Annotated in this window: 10 protein-coding genes; 6 read left to right on the forward strand and 4 right to left on the reverse strand. The window is 67.9% G+C overall.

What is annotated here, in order from left to right:
• The first annotated feature begins 141 nt into the window (after nt 1–141).
• On the forward strand, nt 142–2,109 hold the full coding sequence (locus tag BLS74_RS08210) for a RecQ family ATP-dependent DNA helicase (protein WP_093104388.1): 1,968 nt from the start codon (nt 142–144) through the stop codon (nt 2,107–2,109).
• Here the strand turns inward: BLS74_RS08210 and BLS74_RS08215 are convergent.
• Both BLS74_RS08215 and BLS74_RS08220 read right to left on the reverse strand, forming a co-directional pair.
• Nucleotides 2,106–3,653: a S41 family peptidase gene (locus BLS74_RS08215; protein ID WP_212733650.1), complete on the reverse strand. Its 1,548-nt coding sequence runs from the start codon at nt 3,651–3,653 to the stop codon at nt 2,106–2,108. The genes BLS74_RS08210 and BLS74_RS08215 overlap by 4 nt on opposite strands.
• A gap of 52 nt (nt 3,654–3,705) precedes the next feature.
• Nucleotides 3,706–6,027, reverse strand: a complete 2,322-nt coding sequence (locus BLS74_RS08220; RefSeq protein ID WP_093104391.1) for an ATP-binding protein — start codon at nt 6,025–6,027, stop codon at nt 3,706–3,708.
• 121 nt (nt 6,028–6,148) lie between these two features.
• Here BLS74_RS08220 and BLS74_RS08225 point away from each other — a divergent pair, with 121 nt between their 5' ends.
• From BLS74_RS08225 to BLS74_RS08230, 3 genes are all read left to right on the forward strand, one after another.
• Entirely contained in the window at nt 6,149–7,348 is a 1,200-nt protein-coding gene (locus BLS74_RS08225) for a threonine ammonia-lyase (RefSeq protein ID WP_170855539.1), read from the forward strand.
• Nucleotides 7,349–7,428: 80 nt separating this feature from the next.
• Nucleotides 7,429–7,581 (forward strand): hypothetical protein, encoded by a 153-nt coding sequence (locus tag BLS74_RS34325; protein ID WP_170855540.1) that lies wholly within the window; start codon nt 7,429–7,431, stop codon nt 7,579–7,581.
• A gap of 181 nt (nt 7,582–7,762) precedes the next feature.
• On the forward strand, nt 7,763–9,613 hold the full coding sequence (locus BLS74_RS08230; protein WP_093104394.1) for a phosphoenolpyruvate carboxykinase (GTP): 1,851 nt from the start codon (nt 7,763–7,765) through the stop codon (nt 9,611–9,613).
• A gap of 61 nt (nt 9,614–9,674) precedes the next feature.
• Here the strand turns inward: BLS74_RS08230 and BLS74_RS08235 are convergent, their stop codons facing one another.
• The gene (locus BLS74_RS08235) at nt 9,675–10,193 is read right to left on the reverse strand and encodes a hypothetical protein (RefSeq protein WP_093104395.1); all 519 of its coding nucleotides are present in this window, start codon (nt 10,191–10,193) and stop codon (nt 9,675–9,677) included.
• A 109-nt stretch (nt 10,194–10,302) separates the two neighbouring features.
• Between BLS74_RS08235 and BLS74_RS08240 the strand changes: the two genes are divergently transcribed.
• The gene (locus BLS74_RS08240; protein ID WP_093104397.1) at nt 10,303–11,271 is read left to right on the forward strand and encodes a LysR family transcriptional regulator; all 969 of its coding nucleotides are present in this window, start codon (nt 10,303–10,305) and stop codon (nt 11,269–11,271) included.
• On the opposite strand, the gene BLS74_RS34330 is transcribed toward BLS74_RS08240, so the two are convergent.
• A complete protein-coding gene (locus BLS74_RS34330; protein WP_170855541.1) occupies nt 11,254–11,427 on the reverse strand; it encodes a hypothetical protein in 174 nt (57 codons plus the stop codon). The genes BLS74_RS08240 and BLS74_RS34330 overlap by 18 nt on opposite strands.
• A 124-nt stretch (nt 11,428–11,551) precedes the next feature.
• On the opposite strand from BLS74_RS34330, the gene BLS74_RS08245 reads away from it, so the two are divergent.
• Nucleotides 11,552–12,364, forward strand: a complete 813-nt coding sequence (locus BLS74_RS08245; protein ID WP_093104398.1) for a metallophosphoesterase — start codon at nt 11,552–11,554, stop codon at nt 12,362–12,364.
• Nucleotides 12,365–12,369 lie beyond the last annotated feature (5 nt).

A 12,369-nucleotide genomic window follows, 5' to 3' on the forward strand; every position in this document is an offset into this window, starting at 1 on the left:
AGCGCCATGCCAGCCGGAAAGCCGCTCGCTGCCCGCCCTCGCTTCGTGGACAATCGCCATCGCGCGCACGGGAGGTGCGCGCGTCCGTTTCCCCGCATGCAGCCCCGGCCCTCGGGGCGCCCCTAGAAATACAGCAATCCCTTGTCCACCCTGGCTTCCGATTCACTTGACGCCGCGCCGGAGCAGATCCTCCACGAGGTCTTCGGCTACGCGCAGTTCCGCGGCCCGCAGCAGGCGATCGTCGACCACGCGGTGGCCGGCGGCGATGCGCTGGTGCTGATGCCCACGGGCGGCGGCAAGTCGCTGTGCTACCAGATCCCGGCCATTGCGCGGCAGCGCGCAGGCCGCGGCGTGACGGTGGTGGTGTCGCCGCTGATCGCGCTGATGCACGATCAGGTCGGTGCGCTGCACGAAGCCGGCGTCGACGCGGCCTTTCTCAACTCCACGCTCGACTGGGAGCAGACGCAGGACGTGGAGCGCCGCATGCTGCGCGGCGAGATCACGCTGCTCTACGCGGCGCCCGAGCGCGTGACGACGCCGCGCTTTATCTCGCAGCTCGATTCGCTGCAGGAGCGCGGCAAGCTCTCGCTGTTCGCGATCGACGAGGCGCATTGCGTGAGCCAGTGGGGCCACGACTTCCGGCCCGAGTACCGCGCGCTGACGGTGCTGCACGAGCGCTATCCCGGCGTGCCGCGCATCGCGCTCACCGCCACGGCCGATGCGCTGACGCGCGCCGACATCGTCGAGCGGCTGCAGCTCGAAGAGGCGCGCCAGTTCGTCTCCAGCTTCGACCGGCCCAACATCCGCTACACCATCGTCGAGAAGAAGGACGCGACCACGCAGTTGCTGCGCTTCATCGAGCGCGAGCACGAAGGCGATGCAGGCGTGGTCTATTGCCAGTCGAGAAAGCGCGTGGAAGACGTGGCCCAGACGCTGCGCGATGCGGGCACCAACGCCCTGCCCTACCACGCGGGCCTGGATGCCGCCGTGCGCCAGAAGCACCAGGACCAGTTCCTTCGCGACGAAGGCATCGTGATGGTCGCGACCATCGCCTTCGGCATGGGCATCGACAAGCCTGACGTGCGTTTCGTCGCCCACCTCGACATGCCGAAGAACATCGAGGGCTACTACCAGGAGACCGGCCGCGCCGGCCGCGACGGCGCAGCAGCCGACGCCTGGATGGCCTACGGCCTGCAGGACGTGGTGAATCAGCGCCGCATGATCGACGAGAGTCCGGCCGGCGAGGAGTTCAAGCAGGTGATGCGCGGCAAGCTCGATGCGCTGCTCTCGCTGGCCGAGGCCAGCGATTGCCGGCGCGTGCGGCTGCTCGGCTATTTCGGGGAGAGCTACCAGCGCGCCTCGGCCGACGCCGGGCCGCCCCAAGGCGGCCGCGGCCCCCTCGGGGGGCCGCGAGGACACGAAGTGCCGAGCGTGGGGGCCACATGCGGGAATTGCGACAACTGCTTGAACCCGCCGCAGGTGTGGGACGGCACGGATGCGGCGCGCAAGCTGCTGTCCACCATCTACCGCGTGCAGCAGCAAAGCGGCATCAGCTTCGGCGCCGGCCACATCATGGACATCCTGCGCGGCAAGACGACCGAGAAGGTCACGCAGTTCGGCCATGGCTCGCTCAGCACCTTCGGCATCGGCAGCGAGTTCAGCGAGGCGCAGCTGCGCGGCGTGCTGCGCCAGCTGATCGCGACCGGCGCGCTGGCCGTCGATGCGCAGGCCTACAACACGCTGCAGCTCACCGAGGGCTCGCGCGCCGTGCTCAAGGGCGAGACGCAGGTGCTGCTGCGCGAGTCGGTGTCATCGCCGGCCGAGCGCAAGCCGCGGCGCGAGAAAACCGCGCGCGGCGCGCCCTCGCCGGCCGCGGCCACGCTCGATGCGACCGGCCAGGCACGCTTCGCAGCACTCAAGGCCTGGCGCGCCGAGGTGGCGCGCGAGCACAACCTGCCGGCCTACGTGATCTTCCACGACGCCACGCTCGCCGCCATCGCCGAGCGCGCGCCGGCCACGCTCGAGGACCTGCAGGGCATCAGCGGGATCGGCAGCAAGAAGCTGGAAGCCTACGGGTCGGACGTGCTGCGGGTCTGCGCGGCGTTCTAGGGCCGCGCCAGCAGCCGGCTTTCACGCGCCGGCGAGCGCACCAGGTAGGGCTGGCCGGCCGCCTCGGCCTTGCGCAGCGCCATCTCTTCCTTGTTCGATGAAACCGGCGCAGGACAGGCGCCGCCGCTGCGCAGCGCCAGCGCGGCCGCGAGCCGCGCCTCCGCCGGATCGCCGAGCGCATGGCCGAAATCGTCGGCGACCACGCAGGCGGGCGCGAAGCCGTCGCTGTAGTCGCCGAAGCCCTGCTGGTTCACGCCCTGGAACTGGATCGCGAAGTAGGTGGTGCCGCAGTTGTCCTGCGGGAAGAAGCCGTAGGGCTTGCCGCATGTGGTGCCGCCGACCAGGTTCACGGTGACGCCGATGCCTCGCAGGCCGTTGACCACCGATTCGCTGGCGGAGCAGGTGTCGGGGCCCGCCAGCACGGTGACGCGCGACAGGCCCAGCCGCGGCAAGGCCTGGCCCGCCGGCACCGAGAAGCCGCGCGAAGTCGCGTGGAAAGGCAGGGTGGCCTGCGAAGGCGCCAGGTTGAAGGGGTTCTTGTTGTTGAACTGCAGGCGCTCGAACACGGCGCCGGTGGTCGCTGCGCCCGAGCTGACCATGGAAGCCAGCTCGCTGGCGATGTCGAGCAAGCCGCCGCCGTTGTAGCGCATGTCGATCACCAGGTCGGCGATGCCGGCGCTCTTGAGCTGATTCACGGCCGCGACCAGCGGCGCTTCGGCCGTTGCGAGGTGGTCGTTGAAGAGCAGGTAGCCGACCGGGCCGCTCGCCGTGGCGATGGTCTTCACGTTCTGCACCGGTGTACGCGTGATGCGCGCCGCGGTCAGCGTCAACGTGCGCTCGCTGCCGTCGGGCGCCCGCAGCTTGAAGTTGTGCGCCTCGCCTTCGCGCGCCGGCGCGAGGCCGGCATTGAGCGTGGCGGTGTCGGTGCCGCTCACCAGATCGACGCCATCGATTTCGATGAGCCGCGTGCCGCGCACGATTGCGGCTTGCGCCGCGGGCGAACCGGGCTCGGTGTAGGCCACGCGCACGTCGCGCGGCGGCGAGGCGCTCAGAAAAGCCAGCTCGGCGCCATAGCCCACGCCGACGCCGTTCTGCGACAAGGCGCGGTAGGCGGCAGTGTCCTGCGTGAAATGGAAGCGGTCCTTGGCGCGGCCGGCCGCCGTGAGCTTGGGCGTCTTGAGCACGTTGAAGTAGGTAATCGGCGTGGCGTAGTCGCCGGCGACCAGCGTGGTCGGCACCTCGTCGAACCAGAGGTAGGTTTCGTCGATCCATCCGCGCACCCAGCGCTTCTCGGCGGCGAGGGTGCCGAGCTGATCCGGGAAGGCGGCGCCGGTGTCGGGGTCGACGCCGGTGCGCGGAGCCGCGCACTGGCCGGCGACGCTGGAGGACGCGACGATGGGCTCGTCGCCGGAAGCCGCAGGCGTCGGCGCCATGGCCAGCGGCAATCCACCGCCGCCCCCACCGCCGCCGCCTCCGCAGGCCGTGAGCGCGGCCGCGGCCACGAGCATGGCCAGCGCTGCGCGCATGGGCAGTACAACCCTCATGAAGCTCTCCCTCGCGCGCCGGTGCCCGGCGCGGCTATTGCGTTGGTCTTGCTTATTGGACGAAGCCGATGCCGCGCGATTCGCGCACTTCGGGCTTGATCCGGTGCTCGGCATCGAGCTGATCGAGAAACTCGGCGGCCGAAAACTCAACCGCAAGAATATCCGTCTGGCGTTTCACGGCCGCGAAATCGCCCGGACAAAGCTGCGGGAGGCGGGCCAGCCGCCGCGTGATCTCGCTCGTCATGCGGGTCGCGTCGCCACCCAGCGCCTCGGTGACGAACATGCGCTCGCGCTGCTCGCCGGTCAGCGGCATGAACTTGATCTTGAAGGTGAAGCGGCGCAGCGCCGCCTGGTCGATGCGGTCGAGCAGGTTGGTGGTGCAGACGAAGATGCCGTCGAAGCGCTCCATGCCCTGCAGCATCTCGTTGACCTCGGTCACTTCGTAGGTGCGCTGCGCGCCGCGGCGGTCCTGCAGAAAACTGTCGGCCTCATCGAGCAACAGGATCGCCTTCTCGGCTTCGGCTTCCTTGAACATGGCCGCCATGTTCTGCTCGGTCTCGCCGACGTACTTGCTCATCAGGTCGCTCGCCTGCCGAATGATCAGCGGGCGGCCGATGGTCTTGGCGATGTGTTCGGCCAGCGCGGTCTTGCCGGTGCCGGGCGCGCCGTAGAAGCACAGCGTGCCGTGGCCGCGCGCCTTGAGCGCCTCGACGATGCGTGGGATCTCGAAGCGGGTCTCGACGTTGAGCATGCCGAGGTCGTAGGTGGTCACGCTGCGGCGCGCGCCGAGGGCGTCGGGCGTGCCCAGGGCGAGATCGGCATTGCGCAGCTGCCGCTCGATCAGGCTTTCGACTGACGCGCCTTCGGTCATGGCCAGGCCGGCGAAGCGCACCGCGGTGCGGATCTGCGCCGGCGTCAGGCCCTTGCGGCCGGCCAGCTTGGCGGTGAAGGCCTCGGACACCGAAACGCCTTCGAGCGTCTTGCGAACCAGCTGCTCGCGCGCGCCGGGCGGCGGCGACTTGAGCTCGAGGTGGTAGGCGAAGCGGCGCCGGAAGGCCGGATCGATCTGCTCGATGCGGTTGGTCACCCACAGCGTGGGCACCGCATTCGATTCCAGGATCTGGTTGACCCAGGCCTTGCCGCTCACGCTGCCGCTGGCCGGGGCGGGCACCTGCTCGGCGCGCGCCATGAGCTGGGCGGCCTCGGTGCTGATCGGCGGGAACACGTCTTCGACCTCGTCGAACAAGAGCGCCGCCTGCGCGCTGCCCTTGAGAAAGACCTGTGCGATCTGCAGCGAACGGTAGCGGTCGCGGCCCGACAGCGAGTTGCCGTCGCGATCGGCGTACTCGACCTCGAAAAGCTCGAGCCCCGCCGCCTGCGCGACCACCTTGGCGAGCTCGGTCTTGCCGGTGCCGGGCGGGCCGTAGAGCAGTACGTTGACGCCGGCCTCCTTGCGCGCCACCGCGGCGCACAGCAAGGTGACCAGCATCTGCGCGTCGTCCTGGACGAAGGCGAAGTCCTGCACCGACAGCGCGCTCTTCGCGGACGGTCGCGTGAACACGGCCATCAGCTCGTTGTGGTCGCGGTATTCGCGCATCAGCACCGGCGGCAGCTTCTCGCTGACCTTCATCAGGTCGGCCAGGTCGGTGATGTTGTGCTCGGAGATCAGGTTCTCGACCAGGCCAATGCGCTCGAGCCGCGAGCCCGCGCGCAGCGCTTCGCCCACATCGCTGGCATTGACGCCGGCCACCTCGGCGATCGCGGCGTAGGCCTCGGGCGCGTTGTTGACCTTGAACTCGACCAGCAGTGAGCGCAGGTCGCGCTGGTAGCGCGCCAGCGTGCCGTAGAGCAGCAGCGCGCGCTCGGCCTTGTTGAGCTGCAGCAGGCCGGCGAGCGCGTCGATGTTCTTCTCGACCAGGGTCGACTGCTTGCGCAGCGCATGCGTGAGCCAGTCGCGCGTGACCGAGAGCACCGAGAGCAGGTCCTTCGGCTGGTCCTTGGCGTATTCGTCGAGGTAGAAGAACAGCGTGCCTTCTTCATAAGGGCCGCGCCAGACACCGTGGCGCTCGAGCAGCGTGCGGCCGTCGAAGTTCTCGACGCCCTTCCAGATCTCATTGCCCGCGCAGCGGCGCCCCAGGAACTCGCGCAGGCGCAAGAGCACCGGCGCCGGCCACACCAGGTGCCGGCCGGTGAGCGAAAGAAGGCCGTTGAGGTCGCGCCGCACGTTGAAGCGCGGGCCCTGCTTGGCCGCCAGCGTGAGCACGAAATGCGAGCACATGAGCTCGAGCACGGGCGCTTCCTTGAGCCCGGGCGACGGCAATGCGTGCCCGCGCGAAGCAGCCGCTACCACGTCGACCCCGGAACGCTTGACCATCGAACAACCTCACGCTAGGAGAATGAGAACCTGAGCGCGACCATAGCGCAGAGTTTTGGCTTGGGGAAGACTCGGGAACGGTAAAAACCCTGATGTTGCGAATCCGGCCACAATGCCGCCCATGCTTGGAATCGAAGACATCGAACGCGCCGCCGTGCGCCTGCGCGGGCAAGTGCTCAATACGCCCTGCGTGGAATCGCGCACTCTTTCCGAAATCGTCGGCGCGCAGGTGTTCCTCAAATTCGAGAACCTGCAGTTCACGTCGTCGTTCAAGGAACGCGGCGCCTGCAACAAGCTGGTCGACCTGTCCCTGGCCGGCACCCATGGCGTGATCGCCATGTCGGCCGGCAACCACGCCCAGGGCGTGGCCTATCACGCGCAGCGCCTCGGCCTCCGGGCGCTGATCGTGATGCCGCGCTTCACGCCGGGCGTGAAGATCGAGCGCACGCGCGGCTTCGGCGCCGAGATCGAACTGCACGGCGACACCCTGGACGCGGCGCGCGCCCACGCGCTGGCGCTTGCGGAGCGCGAAGGCCTGGCCTTCGTCCATCCTTACGACGACGAAGCGATCATTGCCGGGCAAGGCACGGTGGCGCTCGAGATGCTCGATGCAGTGCCCGATCTCGACACGCTGGTGGTCTCGGTCGGCGGCGGCGGCCTGATCGCCGGCATGGCGCTGGCGGCGCGGGCGCGCAAGCCGGGGATCGAGATCGTCGGCGTCCAGACCCGGCGCTTTCCGGCGATGGTCAACGCCGTTCAGGGTACGCAGCACGTCCAGGGCACGAGCACCATCGCCGAGGGCATCGCCGTGGGCACGCCCGGCGTGCTGACGCGGGAGATCATCGCCTCCCAGGTCGACGACCTGCTGTTGGTCGACGAGGGCGACATCGAGCAGGCCGTGCTGATGCTGCTCGAAATCGAGAAGACGCTGGTCGAAGGCGCCGGTGCCGCCGGGCTGGCCGCGCTGATCCGGCATCCGGAGCGCTTCAAGGGCAAGCGGGTCGGGCTGGTGCTCTCGGGCGGCAACATCGACCCGCTGCTGCTGGCCGCGATCATTGAGCGCGGCATGGTCCGGGCCGGCCGGCTCGCGCGCGTGCGCGTCAGCGCGCGCGACGTGCCCGGCTCCCTGGCCCAGATCACGGCCACTGTGGCGGAAGCGGGCGCCAACGTCGATGAGGTGCATCACCAGCGCGCCTTCACCATGCTGGCGGCGCAGAACGTCGAGATCGAACTGGTGCTGCAGACCCGCGGGCGCCCCCACCTGTCGGCGGTGCTCGACGCGTTGCGGGATGCCGGTTTCGAAGCGGCCGAGCAGCGCTGAAAGCTCTGGCAAGCCCCTAGATGGCCATCCGCAGGCCAGTCGGTAAAATGGCCTCAGTTTTGCGAACCCAAGGAACAACGATGTCCAACCCAACGCCTGTCGAACCCGGCCAAGACGCCGTCGTCGAGAACGACGCCGTCGAATCAATCGTTCATCTGATGCCCCTTGTCCTGCCGGTGGCCGGCGGCGTGCTGATGCTGCTTTTGGCATCCATCGCCGTCTATATGGCCTGACATCCGGCTGCGGCGCCGGCGGACACCGAGCGCCGCCCCGCCCACCGAGGATGCACGAGCCCACCCGGCCGCATCGATCCTCGCCTCCCGAGACGGGAAACGTTTTTTCCAACGGACCTCGCCTGTTCCAGGCACCGAGCCCCGTTCGGAAAGACGATTTTTCAACTTAGGAGACACATTGATGAACGCACCTCTCAAGGGTTTGACCGTACAGGCGCCCTCGTATGTCAGGAATGCGAAGCTGATCGCCTGGGTGGCCGACATGGCCGCGCTGTGCAAACCCGAGGCCATTCACTGGTGCGACGGCAGCACCGAAGAGTACGACCGGCTCTGCCAGCGCCTGGTCGACGCCGGCACCTTCAAGAAGCTCAACCCCGCCAAGCGCCCCAACTCCTTCCTCGCGAGTTCCGATCCGAGCGATGTCGCCCGCGTCGAAGACCGCACCTTCATCTGCTCCGAGAAGAAGGAAGACGCCGGCCCCACCAACAACTGGATGGCGCCGGCGGAAATGCGTGCCACCCTGCAACCGCTGTTCGACGGCTGCATGAAAGGCCGCACGATGTACGTCGTGCCCTTCAGCATGGGACCGCTGGGCTCGCCGATCGCGCACGTCGGCATCGAGCTGTCCGACAGCCCTTACGTGGCGGTCAACATGAAGATCATGACCCGCATGGGCCGTGCCGTGTACGACGTGCTCGGCGCCGACGGCGAATTCGTGCCCTGCGTGCACACGGTGGGCGCGCCGCTCGAGCCCGGTGAGAAGGACGTGGCCTGGCCCTGCAACAAGACCAAGTACATCGTCCACTACCCCGCCACGCGCGAGATCTGGAGCTATGGCTCGGGTTATGGCGGCAACGCGCTCCTGGGCAAGAAGTGCTTCGCGCTGCGCATCGCCTCGAACATGGGCCGCGACGAAGGCTGGCTCGCGGAGCACATGCTGATCCTCGGCGTGACCAACCCCGAGGGCAAGAAGTACCACGTGGCCGCCGCCTTCCCCAGCGCCTGTGGCAAGACCAACTTCGCGATGCTGATCCCGCCGGCCGGCTTCGAAGGCTGGAAGGTCACGACCATCGGCGATGACATCGCCTGGATCAAGCCGGGCGCCGACGGCAAGCTGCACGCGATCAACCCCGAGGCGGGCTATTTCGGCGTCGCGCCCGGCACCAACATCCAGACCAACCCGAACTGCATGGCCAGCCTGGACCGCGACGTGATCTTCACCAACGTGGCGCTGACCGACGACGGTGACGTCTGGTGGGAAGGCATGACCGAGGAAGCCCCGGCGCATGCCATCGACTGGCAGGGCAATGACTGGACGCCGGCCATCGCGAAAGAGACCGGCGCCAAGGCCGCGCATCCGAACGCCCGCTTCACGGTCGCGGCAATCAACAACCCGGCGCTCGACGACGCCTGGGACGACCCGAAGGGCGTGGCGATCGACGCCTTCATCTTCGGCGGCCGGCGCTCCACCACCGTGCCGCTCGTGACCGAGGCCCGCAACTGGGTCGAAGGCGTCTACATGGCTGCCACGATGGGTTCGGAAACCACCGCCGCGGCCGGCGGCAAACAGGGCGTGGTGCGGCGCGATCCGTTCGCGATGCTGCCCTTCGCCGGCTACAACATGAGCGACTACTTCCAGCACTGGCTGGACCTCGGCAAGAAGCTCGAAGCCCTGGGCGCGCAGCTGCCGAAGATCTACACCACCAACTGGTTCCGCAAGGGCGAGGACGGCAAGTTCGTCTGGCCCGGCTACGGCGAGAACATGCGCGTCCTGAAGTGGATGATCGACCGCATCGAGCACAAGGCCGAGGGCACCGAGCATGTGTTCGGCGTCAGCCCGCGCTACGAGGATCTCAACTGGACCGGCCTGGACTTCAGCGCCGAGCAGTTCGACACCGTCACCCACATCGACAAGGCCGCCTGGCAGGCCGAGCTGAAGCTGCATGCCGAGCTGTTCCGGCAGCTGGCGCACCACCTGCCGAAGGAGCTGTCGGCTACCAAGGCCGCCATCGAGCAGCGCCTGGCAGCCTGATCGCTGCGCTCGCCCCAAAAAAAAGCCGCCCGAGGGCGGCTTTTTTTCAGGTTAAAGAAGATCAGTAGTACTGGCCGAGGTTCACGCGGCGCATCGCCTGGTAGAGCGTCGGCGTCGCAGCATCGGCGGAGCGCTTGGCGAGCACCGGCTCTTCGACCGTGTCCGCTTCCTGGCGCGAAGCGATCGCCTGCAGGTCGCGAAGAATGCGCGGATCGAGCTTCGCATAGGCCATGAACTGCTCGTCGGCGCGGGCCGCGGCACGGCGGCGAGCTGCGGCGCGCATGGCAGACAGGGCACGGACGGCCAGGCTGCGTGCGGTACCGGCGAAGAACGCGATGGCGGCGAACGCCACGCCCCAGAGCACGAGCCAGGCGACGAGCAGGCCGCCGTCGTTCCAGGTCGACATGAGCTTGTCCGCCACCACGAGCAGGGACGCGACGATGGCGGCCAGCAGCAGCGCTGCCAGGCCGCGGGCACCGTCGAAGCTGCGGCGTGCGACGCGAATGTGGTCGATCACGGCCTCGGCGCGGGCGACGCCCGGGTGAGTGGCCGGTTGGTCTACGTGAACAAAGCTGGTCATGATGAAGTCCCTCCAAAAGGACGAAAGGCTGAAGCCGATGGGGTGATATTAGTAGTTTCCCTAATGTTCCACCACTTTATCTTCGTGATGCCTATCATTCACATGACTGATGGACGTCAACTTCCGCACGCTCGACCTCAACCTGCTCCGCGTCTTCGACGAGGTGATGGCGGAGCGCAACCTCACGCGCGCGGCGCGCAATCTCTCGATCACCCAGCCGGCCGTCAGCAATGCGCTGCGCCGCCTGCGCGAGACGCTCGGCGACGAGCTGGTGCGCCGTTCGGGCAGCGGCGTGGAGCCCACGCCGCGCGCGCTGGCGCTGTGGCCGACCGTGCGCGACGCCCTGCGGCAGCTGCAGCACACGCTGGCGCCGGGCGAATTCGATGCCGGCATTGCCGACACCACCTTCCTGCTGGCCATGGCCGACGCCACGGCCGCCGAACTGATCCCCGGCCTGGTGCAGATCGTCGAAAAGGAAGCGCCCGCCGTCTCGCTGCGCGTGCTGCCGCTGACCACCCGCGATCCCCGGCGCATGCTGGAGAACGAAGAGGTGGACATGGCGATCGGCTACTTCCCGGCCGTGATCGCCAGCCTGGCGGCACGCGGCCAGTCCGATGCCGCGGTGCCTTTCGAGACGCAGCGGCTCTACGTCGGAGAATATGTCTGCGTGATGCGGCGCGGCCATCCGCTGGCGCGGGCGCCCCTGACGCTCGACAGCTTCTGCGCCGCACGCCACCTGTTGGTGAGCTTCTCCGGCCGACCCTACGGCTTCATTGACCAGACGCTGGGCGCGCTGGGACGGGAGCGGCGCATCGTGGTCACGGTCAACCAGTTCTTCACTGCCGGACGGGTGGTCGCCAACTCGAATCTGCTGACGGTCCTGCCGCGCCACTTCGTCAAGGTCACGGGCATCGACGAGCAGCTGGTCCTGCGCGAACTGCCCTTCCAGCAACCGCTGGTGCACGTCGATGCGATCTGGCACCGGCGGGCGCAGCACGGCCATGCGCACGAATGGCTGCGGCAGGCGCTGCTGCGCTCCGCCGAGGCGGCCTTTGCTGGCTCAGCGGACGACGCTTAGCCAGGCGCTGGCGGCGGCGCGCAGTTCCTGGGCGTGATGGGCGTCGACGCCGGCGCTATGGTCGGCGCTTTCCATCAGCGCGGCGGCCGGGCTGGCGGGGACTTCGATGGTGTCGAAACGGAAGAAACGTGCCACTTGGGCAACAAGGCTGAACATGATGGTGCACGGCCCGAGCCGGCGTTGGAGTGGTGATGGAACCAAGATTAAGGGTTTTCCCCAGTATTTCCAGTCCCTTCTCATGCGCGTTACGCATGAGGATATTCGCCTAGACTGGCGCGCCATGAAGCTTCAGCTGCTCTCGGACCTGCACCTGGAAGTGCATCCCCAGCTCCAGATTGCACCCGCGCCGGGCGCCGATCTGCTGGTTCTTGCGGGCGATATCGGCTCCTATCAGCCCGGAACACGCATCATCGAGCCCGATTTCGGGCTGACCCGCTTTTCGCCTCGCCATGGCTGGCCGATGCCGGTGCTCTACGTTCCGGGCAATCACGAATACGACAACGCCGATTTCGACACGGTTCATGCCCGCCTGCGCGAACTCTGCGAAGCGCTGGACATCCTGTGGCTGGAGCGCGAAAGCCGCGTCATCGAGGGCGTGCGCTTCATCGGCACCACGCTGTGGGCCGACTTCGATGCGCTGGTCGAACCGGCCGACACCATGACCGAGGCGCTCAGGAAACGCGGCAAGGCGATGCGCGCGGCGAACTTCTACCTCGAGAAAGCCGCCACCTTGCGCTCGGGCGAGATCTTCCTGGCAGACGCACTGAGAGAGCACTCACTGACGTGCCAAGCGTGGCTGCGCAGCGCGCTCGCCCAACCCTTCGACGGCCCCACCGTGGCGATCACGCACTTTGCACCCACGCTGGCGAGCGCCGATCCGCGCTACGGCCTGAGTCCGGGAACGGCAGGTTTCTGCAATTCGCTCGATGAGCTGCTGCCGAGCGCCGACTTCTGGCTGCACGGGCATCTTCACCATGCCTTTGACTACGTGAAGAACGGCTGCCGCGTGGTCGCGAACCCGCTGGGGTACATGGGCAAGGGCGAACAGGAGGGCTTCAGGCCCGATTTGCTGATCGAAGTGCCGCGTCGCTGAAAGAA

Source organism: Variovorax sp. CF079, assembly GCF_900101545.1.
Classification (GTDB): domain Bacteria; phylum Pseudomonadota; class Gammaproteobacteria; order Burkholderiales; family Burkholderiaceae_C; genus Variovorax.

Coding starts and splice junctions, on each gene's coding strand:
- BLS74_RS08215 (WP_212733650.1), bottom strand. CDS start 3,653: ATGAGGGTTGTACTGCCCATGCGCGCAGCGCTGGCCATGCTCGTGGCC.
- BLS74_RS08220 (WP_093104391.1), bottom strand. CDS start 6,027: ATGGTCAAGCGTTCCGGGGTCGACGTGGTAGCGGCTGCTTCGCGCGGG.
- BLS74_RS08225 (WP_170855539.1), top strand. CDS start 6,149: ATGCTTGGAATCGAAGACATCGAACGCGCCGCCGTGCGCCTGCGCGGG.
- BLS74_RS34325 (WP_170855540.1), top strand. CDS start 7,429: ATGTCCAACCCAACGCCTGTCGAACCCGGCCAAGACGCCGTCGTCGAG.
- BLS74_RS08230 (WP_093104394.1), top strand. CDS start 7,763: ATGAACGCACCTCTCAAGGGTTTGACCGTACAGGCGCCCTCGTATGTC.
- BLS74_RS08235 (WP_093104395.1), bottom strand. CDS start 10,193: ATGACCAGCTTTGTTCACGTAGACCAACCGGCCACTCACCCGGGCGTC.
- BLS74_RS08240 (WP_093104397.1), top strand. CDS start 10,303: ATGGACGTCAACTTCCGCACGCTCGACCTCAACCTGCTCCGCGTCTTC.
- BLS74_RS34330 (WP_170855541.1), bottom strand. CDS start 11,427: ATGTTCAGCCTTGTTGCCCAAGTGGCACGTTTCTTCCGTTTCGACACC.
- BLS74_RS08245 (WP_093104398.1), top strand. CDS start 11,552: ATGAAGCTTCAGCTGCTCTCGGACCTGCACCTGGAAGTGCATCCCCAG.